The following is a 22141-nucleotide window of genomic DNA, read 5'->3' as shown; positions in this document are numbered from 1 at the left end:
ATCTTGCTCGATGATGTGAATCCGCAGATGCCGCAGGCGCGCAAGGACATTCAGCGGTTGGCGGCGTTGGGGGATACATACGCGAATGCGTCGCCGGATTTGTTCGATTTTCTGAACAACGCGGTGATCACCTCACGCACGATCAACGCTCAGCAAAAGGATTTGGATCAGGCGTTGTTGTCGGCGGCCGGGTTCGGCAACACCGGTGCCGAGCTGTTCAACAAGGGTGGGCCGTATCTGGCGCGCGGTTCCGCCGACCTGGTGCCCACCGCCCAGCTGCTGGACACCTACAGTCCCGAGCTGTTCTGCGCCGTGCGCAACTACCACGACATCGAGCCCAAGGCGGCCTCCTTCCTGGGCGGCAACGGCTACTCGCTCAACAGCCACACCCAGGCGCTGTCCGGACTGGGGCTGGTCGCGAACCCGCTGTCGCTGGTCGCCGTCGCCGCGCTCACGCTGGGGCTCGGCGGCGCGGCCGGGCTGGTCGGTGGTGCGCCGAACCCCTACGTCTACCCGGAGAACCTGCCGCGGGTGAACGCGCGCGGCGGCCCCGGCGGGGCGCCGGGGTGCTGGCAGCCGCTCACCCACGACCTGTGGCCCGCACCGGAACTGGTGATGGACTCCGGCAACAGCATCGCGCCGTATAACCACCTGGACACCGGATCGCCCTATGCGATCGAGTACGTCTGGGGCCGCCAGGTAGGGGATAACACGATCAACCCATGAAACTCACCGGAACCCTTATCAGACTCGGCATCTTCTCGGTGGTGCTGCTGATCTTCACTGTGATGATCATCGTGGTGTTCGGTCAGATGCGCTTCGACAGCACCAACGCGTACTCGGCGGAGTTCACCAACGTCAGCGGACTGCGCGCGGGACAGTTCGTCCGCGCCTCGGGGGTTGAGGTGGGCAAGGTCGACACGGTGGAGCTGGTCGCCGGCGGTAAGCGGGCGCGGGTGAAATTCAACGTCGACCGCTCGATCCCGCTGTATCAGTCGACGACCGCCCAGATCCGTTACCTGGATCTGATCGGAAACCGTTACCTGGAGCTCAAGCGCGGTCAAGGCGAGGGTGCCGACAAGGTCCTGCCGCCCGGCGGGTACATCCCGCTCGCACGCACCCAGCCGGCGCTCGACCTCGACGCGCTGATCGGTGGGTTCAAACCGCTGTTCCGGGCGCTGGACCCGCAAAAGGTCAACACCATCGCGACCGCGCTGGTCACGGTGTTCCAGGGCCAGGGCGGCACCATCAACGACATCCTCGACAACACCGCGCAGCTGACCAGCCAGCTCGGCGAGCGTGACCAGGCGATCGGCGAGGTGATCAAGAACCTGAACATCGTGCTGGACACGACGGTCCGGCATCGTCAGCAATTCGACCAGACCATCAACAACCTCGAGGTGCTGATCACCGGGCTCAAAAACCACAAGGACCAACTGGCCGACGGGACCGCGCACATCAGCAACGCCGCCGGCACGGTGGCCGACCTGCTGGCCGAGGACCGCGGCCTGCTGCACAAGACGATCAACTACCTGGACGCGGTGCAGCAGCCGCTGATCGACCAGCAGGACCAACTGCAGGACTACCTCAAGAAGGTGCCGACGGCGTTGAACATGATCGGGCGCGCCATCGGGTCCTACGGGGACTTCGTGAACTTCTACGCCTGCGACATCACCCTGAAGATCAACGGGCTGCAGGCCGGTGGCCCCGTCCGCACAGTCCGGCTGTTCCAGCAGCCGACGGGTAGGTGCACGCCGCAATGAGAACACTGGAACCACCCAACCGGGTCCGCATCGGTCTGATGGGCATCATCGTGACGCTGCTGGTGATCGGCGTGGGCCAAAGCTTCACCAGCGTCCCGATGTTGATGGCCAAACCGCACTACTACGGGCAGTTCACCGACACCGGCGGCCTCAGCAAAGGCGACAAGGTGCGTATCGCCGGCGTGGATGTCGGCAAGGTGGAGGGCATCAAAATCGACGGCGATCACATCGTGATCCAATTCAACGCCGGCACCGCACGCTTTGGCACCGAGAGCCGGATCGCAGTCAAGACCGACACCATCCTCGGAAAGAAGGTCCTCGAACTCGAGCCGCGCGGCAACCAGCCGCTGCGGCCGGGGGCGACATTGCCGGTCGGCCAAAGCACCACGCCCTACCAGATCTACGATGCGTTCTTCGATGTCACCAAGGCCGCCCAGGGCTGGGACATCGACACCGTCAAGCAGTCACTGCACGTGCTGTCGCAGACCATCGACCAGACCTACCCGCACCTGAGCCCGGCGCTCGAAGGAGTGGCCAAGTTCTCCGACACCATCGGCAAGCGCGACGAAGAGGTCAAGCACCTGCTTGCCCAGGCCAACCAGGTGGCCGGCATCCTCGGTAATCGCAGCGATCAGATCGACCGGCTCCTGGTCAACACGAAGACGCTGCTGGTCGCCTTCAACGAGCGCGGCCAGGCCATCAACGCCCTGCTCGGTAACATCGCCGCGTTCTCCGAACAGGTCAAGGGCCTGATCAACGACAACCCGAACCTGAACCACGTGCTGGAACAGCTGCGCACGGTCAGCGACATCCTGGTGCAGCGCAAAGACGACCTGGCCAACGGTTTAACCGAGGTCGGCAAGTTCCTGCCGTCGCTGAACGAGGCCATCGCGTCGGGACCGTTCTTCAAGGTGGTCCTGCACAACCTGGCCCTGTACCAGATCACGCAGCCCTGGGTCGACGCCGCCTTCAAGAAGCGCGGCATCGACCCGGAGAACTTCTGGCGCAGTGCGGGATTGCCGGCCTACCGGTTCCCCGACCCCAACGGCACCCGGTTCCCCAACGGCGCGCCGCCGCCGGCACCGCCGGTGCTCGAGGGCACGCCCGATCACCCGGGTCCGGCCGTCCCACCCGGATCGCCCTGCTCGTACACGCCGGCGGCCGACGGGCTACCCCGGCCGGACAACCCGCTGCCGTGTGCGGGTGCGGTGTCCGGGCCGTTCGGTGGGCCGGGCTTCCCCGCGCCCGTCGACGTGATGACATCGCCGCCGAACCCGAACGGCCTGCCGCCCACGCCGGGCATCCCGATCGCGGGACGGCCGGGCGACCCGCCGCCGGACGTTCCGGGCACACCCGTGCCGTTGCCGGCACAGGCACCCCCGGGCGCTCGCACCGAGAACCTGGCGCCGGCCGGACCGACGCCGCCACCGTCGACGTTCGCGCCGGGCTTCCCGCCGGGCCCGGCCGCGCCACCTGGACCTGGCAACCAGCTGCCCGCGCCCTTCATCAACCCGGGCGGATCCGGAGGCAGCGGCGCAGCGGGCGGAGGTAGCCAGAATTGAGCACCATCTTTGACATCCACAACATTCGGCTGCCGAAGCTGACGCGGACATCGCTGATCATCGGATCGCTAGTGGTGGTGTTGGCGCTCGTCGTCGGCTACGTCGGCTGGCGGCTGTACGAGAAGCTGACCAACAACACCGTGGTGGCCTATTTCCCGGCGGCGAACGCCCTGTACGCGGGGGACAAGGTCCAGATCATGGGTCTGCGGGTGGGTGCGATCGACAAGATCGAACCCAGCGGCGACAAGATGAAGGTCACCTTCCACTACGAGAACAAGTACAAGGTGCCCGCCAATGCCTCAGCGGTGATCCTCAACCCCACCCTGGTGGCGTCGCGGGCCATCCAGCTGGAGCCGTCCTACAAGGGCGGCCCGGTGCTCGCCGACAACGCGGTGATTCCCGAAGAACGCACCCAGGTGCCGGTGGAGTGGGACCAGCTGCGCAACAGCATCACCAACATCATCTCGAAACTGGGGCCCACACCCGAGCAGCCGAAGGGCCCGTTCGGTGAGGTCATCGAGTCGTTCGCCAACGGGCTGGCCGGCAAGGGCAAGCAGTTCAACAACACTTTGAGCAGCCTGTCGCAGGCGTTGACCGCCTTGAACGAGGGTCGCGGTGACTTCTTTGCGGTGGTACGCAGCCTGGCGCTGTTCGTCAACGCGCTGCACCAAGACGACCAACAGTTCGTCGCGCTCAACGAGAACCTGGCGGATTTCACCACGCGGCTCGCACATTCCGACACCGACCTGGCCAACGCGATCGAGCAATTCGACAGCCTGCTCACCACGGTGCGTCCGTGGCTGGACCAGAACCGCGGGGTGCTGACCCACGACATCAACAACCTTGAGACCGTGACGAACGCGCTGCTGCAACCGGATCCGCTGAACGGGCTGGAGACCGCGCTGCATGTTCTGCCGACGGCCGCGGCGAACATCAACCAGATCTATCACCCGTCGCACGGTTCGGTGGTCGCCATCCCGTCGATCACCAACTTCGCGAACCCGATGCAGTTCATCTGCAGTGCGATCCAGGCCGGCAGCCGGCTGGGCTACCAAGAGTCGGCCGAACTGTGCGCCCAGTACCTCTCGCCGATTCTCGACGCGATCAAATTCAACTATCCGCCGTTCGGTTTGAACCTGTTCAGCACGGCCGAGACGCTGCCCAAGGAAGTCGCCTATTCGGAGGATCGGCTGCACCCGCCGAACGGATACAAGGACACCACCGTCCCGGGCATCTGGGTGCCCGACACCCCGACCTCACACCGCAACACCCAGCCGGGCTGGATCGTCGCCCCGGGCATGCAGGGCCAGCAGGTCGGACCGATCACCGCGGGCCTGATGACCCCGGACTCGCTGGGTGAGCTGATGGGTGGTCCCAACATCGCGCCCGTCCAGTCGAACCTGCAGACCCCGCCGGGTCCGCCGAACGCCTACGACGAGAACCCGATAGCACCGGTCATCGGTCAGAACCCGCCACAGGTGCCGATACCGCCGCCACCGCCAGGGCCGGAAGTGGTTCCGGGCCCGGTCGCTCCGACACCGGCGCCGGTGTCCGCGCCCGCACCGAACGCGGGTGGGCCGGCAGCGCCCGCTGACTTTGGAGGTGGGCAGTGAGGAGCAAGCCGAACCGTCGGCTCACGACGGGCGCGCTTCGTGTGATCCGCCGTGGGGCCTGGCAAGGACTGACCCTGCTGGTGGCCGCGACGGTGTTGAGCTCGTGTGGCTGGAAAGGCATCTCCAACGTCTCGATGCCGGGTGGCCCGGGCAGCGGGTCGGGGGCGATGACCATCTATGTGCAGGTGCCCGACACCCTGGCGATCAACGGCAACAGCAAGGTGATGGTTGCCGACGTCTTCGTCGGCTCGATCAAAGCCATCAACCTGAAGAACTGGATCGCGACCCTGACGCTCGGCGTGAAGAAGAACGTCAAGTTGCCCAAGAACGCCATCGCCAGAATCGGCCAGACGTCGCTGCTGGGTTCCCAGCACGTCGAGCTTGCCGCGCCCCCGAACCCGACGCCCGAGCTGCTCAAGAACGGCGACACCATTCCGCTGAAGAACTCGACCTCGTATCCCACCACCGAGCAGACGCTGGCCAGCCTGTCGCTGATCCTGCGCGGCGGCGGCATCCCCAACCTGGAGGTGCTGCAGAACGAGATCTACAACATCTTCAACGGGCGTGGAGACCAGATCCGGGCCCTGCTGGGCAAGCTGGACACCTTCACCAGCCAGCTCAACCAGCAGCGCGATGACATCACGCACGCGATCGACTCGACCAACCGGCTGCTGACCTATGTGGGTGGCCGCGCCGACGTCCTGGATCGGGTGCTCACCGACATCCCGCCGCTGATCAAGTTCTTCGCGGATAAGGACTATCAACAGCATTTGATCAACGCCGTCGACTCGGTGGGACGGCTCAGCCAGGCCGCCGACCAGTACCTGTCGGAGGCGCGCGGGCCGCTGCACACCGATCTCCAGGCGCTGCAGTGCCCGCTGAAGGAGCTCGGCCGGGCCTCGCCGTACCTGATCGGCGCGCTGAAGTTGATCCTCACCCAGCCGTTCGATATCGACACGGTCCCGAAGATCTTCCGCGGCGACTACATCAACATCTCGTTGACACTCGACCTGACCTACAGCGCCGTCGACAACGCGTTCCTCACCGGGACCGGATTGTCGGGAGCCCTGCGGGCGCTCGAGCAGTCGTTCGGGCGCGATCCGGAGACGATGATCCCGGACGTGCGCTACACGCCAAACCCGAATGACGCACCGGGTGGCCCGCTGGTGGAAAGGGGGGACAGGAATTGCTGACTCCCTTCATCCGACGCCAGCTGATCGCCTTCGGGATCCTGACCGTCATCTCGCTGCTCGTGCTCGGGGTGTACTACCTGCAGATCCCGAGCCTGGTAGGCATCGGGCGCTACACGCTGAAGGCCGACCTGCCCGCCTCGGGCGGGCTGTACCCCACGGCCAACGTCACCTATCGCGGCGTCACCATCGGGAAGGTCACCGACGTCGAGCCGACCGAGCACGGCGCCCAGGCGACCATGAGCATCGACAGTCACTACAAGATCCCAATCGATACAACGGCCAACGTGCACTCCGTCTCGGCCGTCGGTGAGCAGTACCTGGACCTGACATCGAGCGGCCACACCGGCAAGTACCTGGCGGACGGACAGACCATCACGAAGGGCACCGTGCCCGCCGAGATCGGGCCCGCCCTGGACACCGCGAACCGCGGCCTGTCGGTGCTGCCCAAGGAGAAGATCAGCCAGTTGCTCGACGAGACGGCGCAATCCGTCGGCGGGTTGGGCCCCAACCTGCAGCGGTTGGTCGACGCCACCCAGGCGATCGTCGGTGATTTCAAAAACCAGATGACCGATGTCAACGACATCATCCAGAACTCCGGCCCGGTGCTGGACAGCCAGGTCAAATCGGGTGATGCCATCGAGCGCTGGGCGCGCAACCTGAACAGGCTGGGTGCTCAGTCGGCGCAGGAAGACCAACACCTCAAAAGCCTGCTGCGCCAGGCGGCGCCGACGGCCGACCAGGTGAACTCGGTCTTCAACGACGTCCGGGATTCGCTGCCGCAGACGCTGGCCAACCTCGAGGTGGTCTTCGACCTGCTCAAGCGCTACCACACCGGCGTCGAGCAGGTCCTCGTGTTCCTTCCCCAGGGCGCATCGATCGCCCAGACGGTGGCGGCGCCGTTCCCGAACATGGCCGCGCTGGACCTGGCGCTATCGATCAACCAGCCGCCGCCCTGCCTGACCGGCTTCATCCCGGCGTCGGAGTGGCGATCCCCGGCCGATACCAGCATCCAGCCACTGCCCACGGGCACGTACTGCAAGATCCCGATGGAAACACCGGCGAACAGTGTGCGCGGGTCGCGCAACATCCCGTGTACGGATATTCCGGGCAAACGGGCCGCAACTCCGCGGGAATGCCGCGACCCCAAGCCGTATGTGCCGGCGGGTACCAACCCGTGGTACGGCGACCCCAACCAGATTCTGACCTGCCCCGCGCCGTCGGCGCGCTGTGATCAGCCGGTGAAGCCGGGCATGGTGATCCCCGCGCCGTCAGTGGACAACGGGCTGAACCCGGCACCCTCGGACCGGGTGGCGGGCACACCCCCGCCCACCAGCGATCCCTTGTCCCGGCCGGGGTCGGGTACCGTGCAGTGCAATGGCCAGCAGCCCAACCCGTGTGTCTACAAACCCAGCGGGCCTCCCTCGGCGATCTACAGTCCCCAAAGCGGTGAACTGGTAGGGCCAGACGGAGTGAAATACTCCGTCGAGAACTCGACCAGAACAGGAGACGATGGATGGAAGGAGATGCTGGCACCAGCCGGCTGAACCCCATCGACACGGACGATTCGTTGACCACCCAGGACAAGAACGAGGATTCGGCGGCACCTGAGAACGGAGCCGAGCAGACCCGTCCGCAGGACGCCTCCGAAGATCCGGTGGACTCCACCGACGGTGCCGCCGACGTCCACGCCGACGCCGGCCAGTCCGAGTCCGACGGCGCCGCGGATCACGCGGAATCCGGCGAACCCGCCGTGGCGGTACCCCGCGGTCCGTCCCGGGTGGGTCGCGGGTGGTTGGCCGCCATCGCCGCGGTGCTGGCGCTGTGCGCCGGCGGAATCGGGGCGGGCGGCTACCTCGCGCTGCACTACCACCACGAAAGTCAGCAGATCGCCCGCAACGATGCCGCGGCGCTGAAGGCGGCAGTGGAGTGCGTTTCGGCGACGCAGGCGCCGGACACCAATGCGATGACCGCGAGCGAGCAGAAGATCATCGACTGCGGCACGGACGCTTTCCGTTCGCAGGCGCTGCTGTACACCAGCATGCTGGTGCAGGCGTATCAGGCCGCGAACATCCACGTTCAGGTGGCGGATGTGCGGGGCGCCGTCGAGCGCAACAACAGAGACGGTTCGATCGACATCCTCGTCGCGCTGCGGGTCAAGGTGGCCAACGACCAGACCCAGAACGAAACCGGATACCGGTTGCGCGTGAAAATGGCCTTCGCCGAAGGGCAGTACAAGATCTCCAAGCTCGACCAGGTGACGAAGTGACGGTGGTGGTCGAACAGACTGCGCCCACGGCAATCCAGGAGTCACCGCGGGAAGCCTTGGCGCCCTGGCAGGTTCGCCTCAGCGCGTTCGCTGTCGATGTGCTGCCGGGCCTCGCCGTCATCATCACGATGGCGTTGGTCCTGCGTACCGTGCCGGCCCACGGCGTGTGGTGGTGGCTGGGAATTTCCGTCCTGGGCATCGTCACCTTGCTGGTGCTGGTCAACCGGTTACTGCTGCCGGTGATCGTCGGCTGGAGCCTGGGGCGCGCTCTGGTCGGTATCGCGGTGACGCGCCGCACCGGTGATGCTCCGGGACCGTGGACCTTGCTGCTCCGAGATTTCGCCCACCTGCTCGATACCGCATCGGTGGTGGGATGGCTTTGGCCCCTGTGGGATTCCCGCCGACGTACTTTCGCCGACATGCTGGCGCGCACCGAAGTTCGACGCCTCGAACCGGACACGTCGCCGCCCCACATCCGGCGCTGGAGCGCGGCCGCGGTGGGGAGCGCGGCGGTGCTCTGCGTGGCCGGGGCCTCGATGAGCTTTTTGGGCGGGTACTGGCAGGACCGGGCGACCGATCAGACCCGCGCCCAGATCGCGACGCAGGGGCCCAAGATCGTTGCCCAGATGCTGACTTACGACCCCAAGTCGCTGCACGACGACTTCGCCCGGGCGCTGTCGCTGGCGACCGAGAAGTATCGGTCCCAGCTGGCGGCCCAGCAGGACGTGGTGCAAAAGGGGAACCCGGTCATCAACGAATACTGGGTCACCAACAGCTCGATCGAATCGGCGGGCCCGGATAGGGCAACGATGTTGATATTCATGCAGGGCCGACGCGGCACCGGGCCCGAGCAGCGCTACATCAGCGCAACGGTGCGGGTGAGCTTCGTCAAAGGGGCCGGAAAGGCTTGGCGCGTGGACGATCTCACCGTGCTGACCAAGCCGAAACGGCCCGGGAGTGGTAAATGAGCCCGCGCCGCAGGTTTGCGCCCGGCGAGCGGCCGTTGCTCATCGCACGCCCGGTCGAGGTGCGGCGACCATGGCTGGTGCCGCTGGCCGGCACGGTCGCCGCGGTGCTGATGGTGGCGGCGATCACGGCCTGCGCGCTGATGCTCGTCTCGCATGAATCCCGGGCGCGGACCGCGTCGAAGGACCGCGAGGTGCTCACCTACGTGACCGGATTCATGACGCAGTTCACGTCCATCGATCCCTTTCACGCCAACGACTACGTGAATCGGATCCTGGCGCAGGCGACCGGCGACTTCGCCAAGCAGTATGAGAAGAACGCCAACGAAATCCTGCTCCAGGTTGCCCGCGCCGAACCGGCCACCGGCAACGTCCTGGGCGCCGGTCTGGAGCGATGGAACGACGATGGAAGCGCCAATGTCATGGTGGCCACGGCAATCACGACCAAGTCACCGGACGAAAAACAGGTGTTGGAGAACGCCAACCGTTGGGCGGCAACCGCGACGCAGGAAGGGAACCAGTGGAAGATCAGCAACCTGCAGCAGGTGATGTGACCGCCGGGGAGAACTCAGTCGCTCCCGAGAACGAGGCGACTGGTGCGGTGGCGGGTGACGGCCCGGAGCGGCACGACGAAGAGACCGATGCGGCAACCGAATCCGAGGCTGCCGATGGGGACGCGGCCGAACAGACCGGGGCCGATAAGGAGGCCACGGACGACGATGCGGAGCAGGCCGCGGAGGCGCCGCCGGCCACCGGCGCGCGCAGAAGGCGGCGTGCCGGCAAGGCCTGGGCCATCGTCGCCATGATCGCCGCCCTGCTGTTCGTCGGTTCCGCCGCATTCGCCGGCGCGATGGTGCAGCCGTATCTGGCCGATCGGGCCACTGCCGCAACGAAACTGAACGTTGCCCGGACCGCCGCCAACGCGATCACCACGCTGTGGACGTACACCCCGGAAAACATGGACACCCTCGCCGATCGCGCATCCCGCTATCTCAGCGGCGATTTCGAGGCGCAGTACCGCAAATTCGTCGACGCGATCGTGGCCCCCAACAAGCAGGCCAAGATCACCAACAGCACCCAAGTCACCGGCGCGGCGGTCGAAACGCTCGACGAGTCCAACGCCGTGGTCATCGTCTACACCAACACGACGTCCACCAGCCCGCTGACCAAGAACGTCCCGTCCCTGAAGTACCTGTCCTACCGACTGTTCCTGAAACGTTCCAACAACCGTTGGCTGGTGACCAGGATGACCACGATCACCTCGCTGGATCTGACGCCAAAAGTTTAGCGGCCGCGACCGGCGACCGAAATATACTGCACCGCATGGCTATCACGTCACCGGTATCCGAACGATGGACCGTAGCGGCGCTTCTCCTGCTGACCTTCGCCACTGGATTGGCCGACTCGATCAGTATCTTGGTGCTCGGGCACGTGTTCGTCGCCAATATGACCGGAAATGTGATCTTCCTCGGATTCTGGCTGGCTCCGAGCACCAGCATCGACCTGACCGCCGTCGCGGTGGCCCTGCCCACGTTCATCTGCACCACGATCGTCAGCGGCCGATTATCGCGACAGTTCGGTCTCCGCGCGCGACTGTGGATCACCACGGTGCTGGCCGCGGAAATCGTCCTGCTGGCGGCGCTGTCGGTCCTGGCGGGCACCGGAGTGCTGCGCTATCACGACAGCTCCAAGCTGATCATGATCGGCATCCTCGCGGTGACCTTCGGCTTACAACATTCGAGTGCGCGCCAGTTCGGCATCCAAGAGCTCTCCACGACGGTGTTGACGTCGACGATCGTCAGCTTCGGACTGGACAGCCGCCTGGCCGGGGGTACCGGCGAACGACAGAGGTTGCGCATCGGAGTTGTCGCCACCATGTGCGCCGGCGCCTTCTTCGGGGCGACGATGTCGAGATACGTGATCGCCCCGGTGTTCGTGATTACCGCGGCGGTGATCACAACGAGTCTGCTGATTTTCCGGTTCGGGCCGCCCGCGCCGAAAACCGCTGCGCCCGTTGCTAGTTGAATGCCAACCAGCTGGGCAGCGCCCGCTCGTGTGAATCGCAGAGTACTTGCCGGGTGTCGCACGATCCCCGCGGGGATCCCGCGCCGGCCCACATCCCGCCGGTATCACGGCGCAGCACGATCGCCGATGAGCCGCCGCCGTCGAGCAGCACGGCGTTGTCACTGCCCAGGCCGCGGAACAGGTCCTGCATGTTGTCCGGGGTGTAGTTGCCGCCCTCGAAGATGTACATCTCGTCCTTTTGCCGGGCGTAGGCCAGGGCCGTTCGGGCCGCACTGGGTCCACCGTCGTGCAGCTGTCCGGTGTTGCCGGGTGCCAACAACCCGATACCCGACACCGCGACGAACTTCTCGTTCTTGTTGAGCAGGTCGGCGACCACCGGGGTGGCGGCATCGTAGTCACTCTTTGTCTTGGGCCACACCACGTATGGCGCGCCACCGGACGGCAGGATCATCGTCGACAGTGCGCTCCAGCTTTCACCCCCGCCGGACAGACCCTGCTTACCGGGGTAGGCGACGGTACCGGTGACCGCCTGGTTGGCGCGACCCTGTCCCTGGGTGTTGTCGACGAAGGCGCCCAGCGGTGAACTGCAGCCGGTCTGGCGCCACGAGCCCCCCTTTTGTCCGCGGACGTCAAAGAAGTTGGCGTTGATCGCGATGGTCGGCTGACCCATGCGCTGCCACGCCTGCAGCGGTGCGTAGAGCTCCGAGGCCTGCCAGAGTCCCTCGCCGGTGCGCGCAGCGGGGTTGTTCTCGCATCGTGCCTGATCGCCGCGGTGCGTATCGACCAGCAGGTGTGGCGTGAGGCGTCCGGCCGCGTTCTTGATGATCATCAGATGGCCGCCGTTGTTCATCTCGTACCAACTGCCGCCGGCGTTGAGCATCGGCGCGGGATGACCGGCGCCGAAGTTGTAGACCAGGTAGGAGCCACGGGTGCTGCCGATGGCATTGGCGAGCAGATCGCGGCCGTCGGCGGCCCGGGCGAGGGGCTGTCCCGAAGTGACGGCGAGCGTGAAGCAGGCGACGAGGGCGGCGCAGGACGCCGCCAGCCGGCGGAAGCTGGCGCGTCGGGTCAGCAGCACAATAGCCCTTCCCGCCAGGAACTGGATGCAACATAGACATCATCAGCCCCAGTAGCCACACTGTCAACAGAAATAACAGCGCGGTGACGATAGGGCTACGCCCGAATCACGCTTGCTCGCTTGAACTTTCGGACTCGGCGACGGCGGGCTCGGTACCGGTGGGTTCGGCGCTGGGCGGCTCGGTGGTCACAGCGGACTCGGTGCCGGCAGGCGCGGCGACGCCCGCGCCGGTGTGCTTACCGCGGCGGGCCTGGTGTTGCGCCTGGTGCTCCTGGGCGATCGCCAGTTCGACCGCACCCGGAATCCGGTGAAAGCCCTTGCGGTCGTACAGGTGGGTGACGATGCCACCGAGCAGCAAACCGATGACCAGCCCGATCGACGTCATGGTGAGTGCCTGTGTCAGGCCGGCATCACCATGGCCGCCGAAGTACAGCAGCGACCGTGCCCCGAGAAAGACTTGGTGCATCGGTTCGAATTCGGCCAGCCAGCGGAAGAAGGACGGCGTCGCCTCCAGCGGCACCGTGGCGCCGGCCGACGGCAGCCCGAGGATCACGAAAATGAGCATGCTGACCAGCATCCCCGCCGTGCCCAGTACCGAGAGCAGAGAACTGGACGTGATGCCCACCGCGGCGATCGCGAAGACACCGAACGCCCAGAGTCGCCAGCTGTGATCGATGGGCATGCCGAGCCCGTCGGCGATCGCCAGATACACCGCCGAGGTGATGAGCCCCAGCAGCACCATCATGGCCCACTTCACCAGCAGCGTCTGGAATCTGGAAATCCTGACCTGCTCGGCGAACCGATACACCGGGCCGAATTCGGCCGGCACATAACCGAGCAGCGCGTCCACCAGCGTGCTCACCACAATGCTTCCGGTGAAGCCGGCGAGCAGCAGCAAGAGCGCGTAGTAGAACGCCGAGAGGCCGTTACCGGTGCCGTTGGGCAGCGGGTTGTAGACGTTCGACTGGATATCGATCGGGGCACTCAGTCCCACCTGGGCCGCTCCGGCCAGCGGCGCACCGCCGGTCTGCGCGGCCACCTCGGCCATAACCCGTTGCCCGGCTATGCCGTTGGCCATCCCCATCGCCGTATTGAGGGTCTGGCCGGCGATGCTCGCGCCGAGCGTGCCGGCCCTCGGATTGGTGGAGACCGTGATCGACGGCCGCTCCGCGCGGGCGGGCACCACCGCACTGGTCGCGAAGTCCCGCAACTTCGACGAGAAGCTCGGCGGTATCAGCACCTGGCCGTACACCATGCCCGTGTCCAATTGATGCCTGGCCTCACCGCGGGTGAGCACGCGGACGTCGAACTTATTCTTGTCCAACCCATTGACCAGCCGGTCGACGATCTGTGCGCCCCCCGGACCGGCGTCCTCGTTCACCACCGCAATCGGGAAATGACGCAGGTTGGTCGTCGGGTTCAAAATGCCACCGAGGTAGAGCGCGCACAACGCCGACATCAGCGCCACGGTGATGACCAGGGGTGCCGCCCAGAACCGCACGGTGCGGATCGCCTTGATGTTCCGGTTGGGGTTGGGCGCCGCGTGCTGCGGGTGCGAGTGAGGCATGCCGACTCCTGTCTGTCGTGCCCACTCTATGGGCTGCGGCGCCGGCCCTCTATGGCCTCAGTCACCCAGCTTCGCGTGCATCTCCCAGATCAACAGTTCCGACGGCTCGCTCGCCGTCACGCGCCAGCCGTCGGCATCGGTGAATCGCACCGCATCGCCCCCGTGCACCGCGCCGATTCCTTCCACGCTGACCCGGCCGCTGGCCACGAAAAGGTGCAGGTAGGGGGCCCGCGGAAGGGTCACCGCCGCACCGGGGAGCAACCGTGTGCCGTGCAGCGCGGCGTTACGGTTGTGCAGGGTGATCGCGGCATCATGCGCGGTGATCCCTGAGGCGATCGTCACAAGACCGGCCGCCAACAGCTTTTCGTCGATCTCATGCTGTTGGTAGCTCGGTGGGACACCGGCCTCATCGGGCACCACCCACATCTGAACGAAATGAACCGGCTCGCCGGGGGAGTCGTTTCGTTCGGAGTGCAGGATCCCGCTACCGGCCGACATGCGTTGCGCCAGGCCGGGATAGATGACGCCGCGATTGCCGGCGGAATCGTGATGCGACAGTTCGCCCCGCAGCACCCAGGTCACTATTTCCATGTCCCGGTGTGGGTGGGTGTCGAATCCCGTTCCCGGGGAGACGATGTCGTCATTGTTCACCAGCAGCAGCCCGAAATGGGTGTTGTCCGGATCGTAGTGGTCGCCGAAGGAGAACGAGTGCCGGGATGTCAGCCAGGGTGTCGTGGTGACGGCCCGACTTGCCGCACTCCTGAACTCGGTGGTGGCGGACATGATCCCAGGCTAATCTTTGCGCCGCGTCAGGTCATCGCGGCGGTGAGCAGCCCCTGGGCGTGCCGCAGCGCGGCGTCGAGCTCCGGCAAGGTCAACCCCGTGGAGCGACCCAGGTGGATCTCGATTTGGTATTCCGGCTGGCCGTCATGGGCGAATATCGGCAGGACGACGAATTCCGCTGTGGGCAAGTCCGATTCGAGCGTGTCCGTGACCGACTGCAGGGTCACCATCGTCATCAGGGTGGTCAGCTGGCGAGTGACTTGGGCCGTCGGCTCCAGCGAGGCCAGCACGTCGGCCAGCCGAGTATGCAGCGACCGGTGGGTGTCGTCGAACCGCCACGCGCCATAGCCGCGGCCCCGAATATCGGCGAGTACCCGCTGGTGCTCGGCAATTTCGGTGCGGGTGAGCCTGGGCACCACCCGGTGCAACCATGCTTGGACGAAGTCGTCGTCGCGCCAGGCCATCGCGACCAGGCCGAACGGCGGATCGATGGGGAAGCGCTGACCCACGGCGTGCTCGCCGTCGGTGCCATGACCGACCGCGTCGACGGTGCTCAGATGCCTCTCGCCGATCTTCGACATCGAGCAGCCCGCCCCGAGCGTCTCGTGCAGGAAGCACAGCGCGTCTCGCCCGCGGTCCAGCAGCGGAAACTGTTCCCGCAGACCATGGACCAGCCCGAACAATCCACTGCCCAGGGCGTAGCGGCGGTCGCCGCGTCGCGCCACCCAGGCCCGCCGCTCCAGCTCGGCCAGCACCAGGGCGCAGGTCGAGGTGCTGATCGCGCACCTCTTCGCCAGCTCGGCCGAGGTCAGGCCATGTTGCGAATTCGCCAGGGCGGAAAGGACATCCACCACCCGGGTGGTGGGCGGTGACTTGATGCCCGCTGCGTCGCGGGTCTCAACCATTGACGTATCCACCGCCACCTCCCTACCATCCGTCCAAAATGCAAGAATATACGTCCTAATAATAGGAGACTGTCGTGTTCAAGGTGGGAGTCTGGGGTCCGGGTTCGATGGGCGTGATCGCCCTGCGCGGGGTGATCGACCATCCGGAGCTGCAACTGGTCGACCTCGTCGTGCACAGCGACGCCAAAGCCGGCCGCGATGCCGGAGAGCTGTGCGGCATCGCGCCGGTCGGCGTGGTGGCCACCCAGGATCCGGCGGCCCTGCTGTCCGGTGACGCCGACGTGGTGGTGTACGCCGCCGGCGCCAACCTGCGGCCACTGGAGGCCGTCGCCGACATGGTGTCGATCCTGCGGGCCGGAAAGAACGTGGTGTCGTGTTCGGTGGTGCCGTTGGTCTTTCCCGACGCCGTCGACGCCGCCTTCACCGACCCACTGCGACAGGCCGCCATCGACGGCGGTGTGTCCTTCTTCACCACCGGTATCGACTCCGGGTTCGCCAATGACGTTCTGCCGCTGGCACTTACCGGTGTCTCGCGGGTGATCGAGTCGGTACGGGTGACCGAGATGTTCAATTACGCGACCTACCCGGACCGCTCCGCGGTCTACGAGATCCTCGGATTCGGCCAGCAGCCGGACTACCCGGCCTTCGCGGCGCAGCCGGGGATCTTCACGTTCGGCTGGGGACCGGTGCTGCACCAGCTGGCCGCAGGCCTGGGCGTCAAGATCGACAACATCGAGGAGAGCAACGAGCGCATTCCCGCCACCGAGTCCTTCGACACCCCCACCGGCCACATCGCGGCCGGAACCATCGCAGCGATGCGCTCGACGCTCACCGGTTACGTCGGCGGAAAGCCGACATTCGTGCTCGATCACGTGACGCGCATGCGTGACGACATCGCCCCGGACTGGCCACAGCCACACATCTCGATACCGCCGAAGGACCTCGGCTACGGGCCGGCCTCCGGACAAGGTCTGTACCGTGTCGAGATCGAGGGCTCCCCGAGCATGCGCTGCGAATTCGAGATGGCCGAAGACGCAGACCACGACCTGGGTGCCCGCATCGCCGGCTCGTCGCGGATGGTCAACGCCATCCCCGCGGTGTGCGCGGCCCCGCCCGGCCTGCTGTCCGCGCTGGACCTGCCGATGATCACCGGGGCCGGCCTGGCGCGTCCGGTAGGCGGCCCGTCGCCGGACAGCCGGCTGCTCTAGGCCCGATCGCCGGGATACGTTGCGGTGGCGAGCTGCAGGATCTCGGCGCGGTCGGCCGCCAGGATGAACCCGGACCCGATCGCCGCGTCGAGGGCCGCGGTGAAGCTTTCGAGGTATTGCGGGCTTCCATCCGGATAGAGTCGCCGAATTGTGCTGGCATCGAACGGTTCTCCGGAGCCGAAGATCGCGGACATGATGCTCTCTTCGCCTCCGAGACCGGACATCCTGGCGATCGGCACGTCCACCCAGGGAGTCCTGATGCCACCGCGGGCGAGTCCGTTGCCGTCCAGAACCGGTTGTGGCCCAGCGCTTTCGTGGACCTGCAGCGGATCCGCCCCCGGCGCCGGCTCGCCGGTGGCGACCCAGGTGTTCAGGGCCGCGAGCGCCGCCTGCACCACATAGTGATGCTGCGGGCCAAAGTTGATGTAGTGAGCCAGTTGCTGGCCCATCAACTTGTCGGTCGGCGTGTAGCCGGCCACGATGGCCTCCAGTGGTGCCGAGCCGCTGTCGATGAACGCCACCTGAATCGTGTAGTTGTCGGCGTGGGCGGCACCGGCGATCTCCCAGACCCGCAGTTTTTCGTTATCGGGCTGCCTGGCGAAGTAGTAGCCGTCGCGCGGGCCGCCGAAAACGTCGGTTTCGGTGATGACCGTCAGCACCGGGACACGCAGTTCCGGGCGAAAGGTAACCGCCTGCGGGGCAACGGATTCGGAGAATATCGAGCTCCCGTCCAGCGGGGCGGCCGGGCCGAACCGGGAATGCACCAGGAAGCCGTCGTAGCTGGGGGCAAGCCGGTCGACGGCGTTGATATAGGTCGTGAGGAACATCGCGGATTGCGATTCGCCCACCGCGACGATGCGCTGGGCGGGCAGGTCACGCAGGACGGCACCGTGTGCGCCACTTTTGAGGAACTCGCCGATCTGGGCGAAGATGCCGTAGGAGAACGCGTCACCCGGGTGGTGCAGGGCCGCGTACCGTTGTGGATCTTGGCTTTTCAGCGACATGTCCGCGCCGAGCAGGCTTTCGCCGCCCTCGATTCCCACCCGCTGGGCCGAGACCGCGACGTACGCGTAACCGGCGCGCAGGATTTCGCGATGCGCCATCATCCACACCGCGGCGGCGTCGATGCCACCGCTGACGTTGAGCCACTCGACGAGCACCGTCCCGTTGAACCGGGCCGGGTCCGACGGCGTCAGCACCACGATGCGGGTTGTGTAATCGGCTGAGCCCGAAGGTGTTACGTCCCACCGGCCATCGGGGCCGAGTTCGGTCACCGCGGTGTAGCAGGGGGCCGTGGCCGAGACCAAGAACTCCTCGACGTGATAGCCGACGTCGGCCAGGTCGAAAGCGCTCAGCAGCAGCGCCGGCTTGCCGGGGGCGGGTGTCACCTGGGTGGTCTTCGTCATGAAAGCAGCGCTCTTACCTCTCACCCGCGGGCAGTGAACTGGGCAATCCGAATTTCGTGAACAGGGTGTCGTCAAGGAAGGCCACCACGTGGGATACCTTCCCGCCCCGCACATCCAGGACATGCAACTGAAAGGGAACGTGCACATCGCCGGCGCGCATGTACATGGCCGCGGCGGGCTGGCCGTTGGCGACCAGCGGCAACATGCGCATGTCCCCGCTTCCCTGCGCCGGGCACTGCTGATGAATGAGGGTGACGATGGCCCCCGCGCCCTGATACCAGCCGGTGTACGGCGGCATCTCCCAGATCGCCTCCGCGGTGAACAGGTCGACGAGCCGATCGATGTCATAGGTTTCGAACGCGGTGATGTAGCGCGCCAGCAGGTCCTGGGCGTCCGCCGAATCCGGCGGCGCCAGTTGGTCGTCGGCGCTGGGTCCGACGGCTTCCAGCTGGGATCGGGCGCGCTGCAGCAGGCTGTTGACGGCGGTCGTGGTGGTGCCGACCGCATCGGCCACTTCGGCGGAGCGCCACTGCAGTACGTCACGCAACAGCAGCACAGCCCGTTGTCGTGGCGGAAGGTATTGCAGCGCAGCGACAAACGCCAACCGCACCGACTCACGTGACCCGACGACGACCGACGGGTCGGCCGGGTGCTCGGTCAGCTCGGGCAGCGGCTCCAGCCACGGCACCTCGCGTCGCTCCACCAGCTCCGCGGTCGGGTCCGAGCTCGGGCCGCCCAGTCCCACCGGTAACGGCCTGCGCTGGCGTCCCTCCAGCGCACTCAGGCAGGTGTTGGTGGCGATGCGATGCAACCAGGTCCGCATCGAGGACTTGCCTTCGAAACGGTCGTAGGCCTTCCAGGCCCGCAGCAGGGTTTCTTGCACCAGGTCCTCCGCGTCATGCAGGGATCCGGTCATTCGATAGCAGTGGGCCAGCAGTTCGCGCCGATACGGTTCGGCGTGCGCCGCGAAATCGGTCCCCGACTCCGGGGCGGGCGCCGAGTATTCCGCCGGGTGGGGGTGCCGCCCGCTGGCGGGGGAGCTCATCCGCATGAGCCTACGCAGTGTCGGGGGACGCGGCCTACATCAGCAGCCATTACGCTGCCCCTAATGACTAGGACCCCCGAGTGAACCGCACGGAACGCAGTTTCGACGGGTTCGGCGACGTGCGGATTGTCTACGACGTCTGGACACCCGACAGCGTCCCGCGAGCGGTCCTGGTGCTGTCACACGGTCTCGGTGAGTACGCCCGCCGGTACGACCACGTCGCCCAGCGTTTCGGCGAGGCCGGCCTGGTCACCTATGCGCTGGACCATCGCGGGCACGGCCGCTCCGGCGGTAAACGGGTGCTGCTGCGTGACATCCACGAGTACACCTCCGACTTCGACACCCTGGTCGGTATCGCCACCCGCGAACACCATGGCCTCAAGTGCATCGTGCTGGGGCACAGCATGGGCGGCGGAATCGTGTTCGCCTATGGCGTCGAACGCCCGGACAACTACGACCTGATGGTGCTGTCGGGGCCGGCGGTGGCGGCCCAGGATCAGGTGTCGCCGCTGTTGGCGCTGGCCGCCAAGGTGCTCGGTGCCATCGTGCCCGGACTGCCGGCCCAAGAACTCGACGTCGACGCCATCTCCCGCGACCCCGCGGTGGTGGCCGCCTACAAAGACGATCCGCTGGTGTACCACGGCAAGGTGCCGGCCGGCATCGGCCGCGCCTTGCTGCAAGTCGGCGAGACGATGCCGCAGCGTGCACCGGCCCTGACGGCGCCGCTGCTGGTGGTGCACGGGGAACAGGATCGGTTGATATCCGTCGCCGGCAGCCGCCGCCTCGTCGAGTGCGTGGGGTCCACTGACGTCGAGTTGAAGGTCTATCCGGGGCTCTACCATGAGGTTTTCAACGAGCCCGAGCGCGAGCAGGTACTCGATGACGTGGTCTCCTGGATCACCGCTCGGCTGTGAGGCGGGGGTGTCGGCCCGCTCCCGTATTTTGGGTGGTGTGACCCGCGGCGGCGACGATGCAGAGCGAAGCGATGGGGATGCAGAGCGAAGCGGCGACGATGCAGAGCGAAGCGATGAGGAGGAGCGGCGCTGTGACTGACGACAAGATCCTGGCGCGTATTGCCGCGCTGCTGCGTCAAGCCGAAGGCACCGACAACACCCACGAAGCCGACGCGTTCATGTCCGCGGCGCAGCGGCTCGCGACGGCCTCGTCCATCGACCTCGCGGTGGCGCGCTCCCATTCGGCCCAGCGGTCGGCGGGGCAGACGCCGACGCAGCGCACCATCACCATCGGGGAGGCGGGCACCAAGGGGTTACGCACGTACGTGCAACTGTTCGTACTGATCGCCTCGGCCAACGACGTGCGCTGCGATGTGGCCTCGAATTCGACGTTCGTGTACGCCTACGGATTCGTCGAGGACATCGATGCCAGCCACGCCTTGTATGCCAGCCTGGTCGTCCAAATGGTCCGGGCCTCGGACGCCTACCTCACCTCCGGTGCGCATCGTCCCACGCCGACGATCACGGCCCGGCTCAACTTTCAGCTGGCGTTCGGGGCGCGCGTCGGCCAGCGGCTGACCGAGGCCCGCGACCAGGCCCGGCAGGAAGCCACCAAAGATCGTCGCCGTTCGCCGGGTACCGCTATCGCCCTGCGGGACAAAGAGGTCGAGCTGGTGGACCACTACCGGCGTGCGTCGAAGGCGCGCGGCACCTGGCAGGCCAGCCGGGCTTCGGCCGGGTACTCGTCGGCGGCGCGTCGTGCCGGCGATCGGGCCGGCAAGCGAGCGCGGCTCGGCAACAGCCCCGAGCTTCCCGGGGCGCGGAGCGCACTGAGCGGGTGACTGCGGGGAACTCCCCACGACGGGATTCTCAACGCTCCAAGGTTTATGCGGCTGAGGAGTTCGTCCGGATGCTCTTCGACCGTGCCGCTGAGCACGGCTCATCGGTGGTGGAGTTCTTCGGCACGCAATTGACGCTGCCGCCGGAGGGGCGGTTCGGTTCGGTGGTCTCCGCGCAGCGCTATGTGGACGACGTGTTGGCGCTTCCGGCGGTGCGGCAACGGTGGCCGGGGGTGGGGCCGCTGCGGGTGCGGCCGCGGCGGGCCGCCACCGCCGCCCACTACGAAAACCGTGACGGCGCAGGTGTTATCGCGGTTCCCGACCGCGACACCGCGGACTGGGCGCTGCGTGAGCTGGTAGTGCTGCACGAAGTGGCGCATCATTTGTGCCGGGCCGAGCCGCCGCACGGCCCCGAGTTCGTTGCGACGATCTGTGAGTTGACGGAGCTGGTGATGGGACCGGAACTGGGGCACGTGCTGCGCGTCGTCTACGCCAAACAGGGTGTGCGGTGAGCGCCGCCGACCCTGACGCGCGGGCGCGTGCGGTCGAAGCCCAGATGACCGATGACGAGCGGTTCGCGCTGCTGGTCTCGGTGATGGGGGCCGGCGACATGTGGCCGGTGCGTGACGAACGCATCCCCGCGGACGCGCCGATGAGCGCGGGATACGTGCCGGGGGTTCCCCGTCTCGGCGTGCCCGCGCTGCTGATGAGTGATGCCGGCCTGGGCGTCACCAACCCCGGGTTCCGTCCGGGCGACACGGCCACCGCCTTGCCCGCGGGACTGGCGCTGGCCGCCAGCTTTGATCCGTCGCTGGCCCGGGCCGCGGGCGAAGTGATCGGCCGTGAAGCACGCAGCCGCGGGTTCAACGTGCAACTCGCCGGCGCGATGAACCTCGCCCGCGACCCGCGCAACGGCCGCAACTTCGAATACCTCTCCGAGGACCCGCTTTTGACCGCCACGATCGTTGCC

Annotated in this window: 21 protein-coding genes and 1 pseudogene; 16 read left to right on the top strand and 6 right to left on the bottom strand. The window is 66.5% G+C overall.

The window, feature by feature from the left end:
* The 11 genes from A5782_RS16060 to A5782_RS16010 all read left to right on the top strand — a co-directional run.
* A partial coding sequence (locus tag A5782_RS16060) for an MCE family protein (protein ID WP_197694247.1) occupies positions 1–726 on the top strand: 726 nt, incomplete at its 5' end.
* Entirely contained in the window at positions 723–1763 is a 1041-nt protein-coding gene (locus A5782_RS16055) for a virulence factor Mce family protein (protein WP_067102060.1), read from the top strand. The genes A5782_RS16060 and A5782_RS16055, both read left to right, overlap by 4 nt.
* A complete protein-coding gene (locus A5782_RS16050) occupies positions 1760–3325 on the top strand; it encodes a virulence factor Mce family protein (RefSeq protein WP_067102057.1) in 1566 nt (521 codons plus the stop codon). Before A5782_RS16055 ends, A5782_RS16050 begins: the two co-directional genes overlap by 4 nt.
* Entirely contained in the window at positions 3322–4938 is a 1617-nt protein-coding gene (locus A5782_RS16045) for a virulence factor Mce family protein (RefSeq protein ID WP_067102053.1), read from the top strand. The genes A5782_RS16050 and A5782_RS16045 overlap by 4 nt, the downstream gene beginning before the upstream one ends.
* Positions 4935–6131 carry a virulence factor Mce family protein gene (locus A5782_RS16040; RefSeq protein WP_067102049.1) on the top strand — a complete coding sequence of 399 codons (1197 nt, stop codon included), beginning with the start codon at positions 4935–4937 and terminating at the stop codon, positions 6129–6131. Before A5782_RS16045 ends, A5782_RS16040 begins: the two co-directional genes overlap by 4 nt.
* Positions 6125–7675 carry a virulence factor Mce family protein gene (locus tag A5782_RS16035; protein WP_067102046.1) on the top strand — a complete coding sequence of 517 codons (1551 nt, stop codon included), beginning with the start codon at positions 6125–6127 and terminating at the stop codon, positions 7673–7675. The genes A5782_RS16040 and A5782_RS16035 overlap by 7 nt, the downstream gene beginning before the upstream one ends.
* Positions 7645–8397: an Mce protein gene (locus A5782_RS16030; RefSeq protein ID WP_067102043.1), complete on the top strand. Its 753-nt coding sequence runs from the start codon at positions 7645–7647 to the stop codon at positions 8395–8397. The genes A5782_RS16035 and A5782_RS16030 overlap by 31 nt, the downstream gene beginning before the upstream one ends.
* Positions 8394–9365: an RDD family protein gene (locus tag A5782_RS16025; RefSeq protein WP_067102039.1), complete on the top strand. Its 972-nt coding sequence runs from the start codon at positions 8394–8396 to the stop codon at positions 9363–9365. Before A5782_RS16030 ends, A5782_RS16025 begins: the two co-directional genes overlap by 4 nt.
* Positions 9362–9916, top strand: a complete 555-nt coding sequence (locus tag A5782_RS16020) for a mammalian cell entry protein (RefSeq protein WP_067102036.1) — start codon at positions 9362–9364, stop codon at positions 9914–9916. The genes A5782_RS16025 and A5782_RS16020 overlap by 4 nt, the downstream gene beginning before the upstream one ends.
* A complete protein-coding gene (locus A5782_RS16015) occupies positions 9883–10650 on the top strand; it encodes a mammalian cell entry protein (RefSeq protein ID WP_067102033.1) in 768 nt (255 codons plus the stop codon). Before A5782_RS16020 ends, A5782_RS16015 begins: the two co-directional genes overlap by 34 nt.
* A gap of 35 nt (positions 10651–10685) precedes the next feature.
* Complete coding sequence (locus A5782_RS16010) at positions 10686–11387, top strand: YoaK family protein (protein WP_067102028.1); 702 nt, start codon at positions 10686–10688, stop codon at positions 11385–11387.
* Here A5782_RS16010 and A5782_RS16005 read toward each other — a convergent pair.
* From A5782_RS16005 to A5782_RS15990, 4 genes are all read right to left on the bottom strand, one after another.
* On the bottom strand, positions 11380–12483 hold the full coding sequence (locus tag A5782_RS16005) for a phosphodiester glycosidase family protein (protein WP_156623978.1): 1104 nt from the start codon (positions 12481–12483) through the stop codon (positions 11380–11382). The two genes, A5782_RS16010 and A5782_RS16005, sit on opposite strands and share 8 nt — an antisense overlap.
* A gap of 88 nt (positions 12484–12571) precedes the next feature.
* On the bottom strand, positions 12572–14032 hold the full coding sequence (locus tag A5782_RS16000; RefSeq protein ID WP_067102025.1) for a YhgE/Pip domain-containing protein: 1461 nt from the start codon (positions 14030–14032) through the stop codon (positions 12572–12574).
* A gap of 57 nt (positions 14033–14089) precedes the next feature.
* Positions 14090–14815, bottom strand: a complete 726-nt coding sequence (locus A5782_RS15995) for a pirin-like bicupin family protein (protein ID WP_067102021.1) — start codon at positions 14813–14815, stop codon at positions 14090–14092.
* A 26-nt stretch (positions 14816–14841) separates the two neighbouring features.
* Complete coding sequence (locus A5782_RS15990) at positions 14842–15720, bottom strand: MarR family transcriptional regulator (RefSeq protein ID WP_067102016.1); 879 nt, start codon at positions 15718–15720, stop codon at positions 14842–14844.
* Between the two features lie 74 nt (positions 15721–15794).
* Between A5782_RS15990 and A5782_RS15985 the strand changes: the two genes are divergently transcribed.
* Entirely contained in the window at positions 15795–16928 is a 1134-nt protein-coding gene (locus A5782_RS15985; protein ID WP_082942959.1) for a dihydrodipicolinate reductase, read from the top strand.
* Here the strand turns inward: A5782_RS15985 and A5782_RS15980 are convergent.
* The gene (locus A5782_RS15980) at positions 16925–18334 is read right to left on the bottom strand and encodes an alpha/beta hydrolase domain-containing protein (protein ID WP_067102013.1); all 1410 of its coding nucleotides are present in this window, start codon (positions 18332–18334) and stop codon (positions 16925–16927) included. The genes A5782_RS15985 and A5782_RS15980 overlap by 4 nt on opposite strands.
* A 13-nt stretch (positions 18335–18347) precedes the next feature.
* Positions 18348–19506, bottom strand: a pseudogene (locus A5782_RS15975) (sigma-70 family RNA polymerase sigma factor).
* Here A5782_RS15975 and A5782_RS15970 point away from each other — a divergent pair.
* The 4 genes from A5782_RS15970 to A5782_RS15955 all read left to right on the top strand — a co-directional run.
* Positions 19499–20293 carry an alpha/beta hydrolase gene (locus tag A5782_RS15970; RefSeq protein WP_231986699.1) on the top strand — a complete coding sequence of 265 codons (795 nt, stop codon included), beginning with the start codon at positions 19499–19501 and terminating at the stop codon, positions 20291–20293. The pseudogene A5782_RS15975 and the gene A5782_RS15970 sit on opposite strands and share 8 nt — an antisense overlap.
* A gap of 131 nt (positions 20294–20424) precedes the next feature.
* On the top strand, positions 20425–21174 hold the full coding sequence (locus A5782_RS15965; protein ID WP_067102004.1) for a DUF2786 domain-containing protein: 750 nt from the start codon (positions 20425–20427) through the stop codon (positions 21172–21174).
* Positions 21171–21683 carry a TIGR04338 family metallohydrolase gene (locus A5782_RS15960; RefSeq protein ID WP_067102000.1) on the top strand — a complete coding sequence of 171 codons (513 nt, stop codon included), beginning with the start codon at positions 21171–21173 and terminating at the stop codon, positions 21681–21683. The genes A5782_RS15965 and A5782_RS15960 overlap by 4 nt, the downstream gene beginning before the upstream one ends.
* A gap of 44 nt (positions 21684–21727) precedes the next feature.
* Positions 21728–22141, top strand: a 414-nt coding sequence (locus A5782_RS15955) for a glycoside hydrolase family 3 N-terminal domain-containing protein (protein WP_304440354.1), incomplete at its 3' end; no start/stop codon positions are given.

This window comes from Mycobacterium sp. 852002-40037_SCH5390672 (assembly GCF_001665875.1).
Taxonomy (GTDB): Bacteria; Actinomycetota; Actinomycetes; order Mycobacteriales; family Mycobacteriaceae; genus Mycobacterium.
The sequence above is the reverse complement of the archived record's forward strand: the minus strand, read 5'-3'. Positions and strand labels throughout refer to the sequence as shown.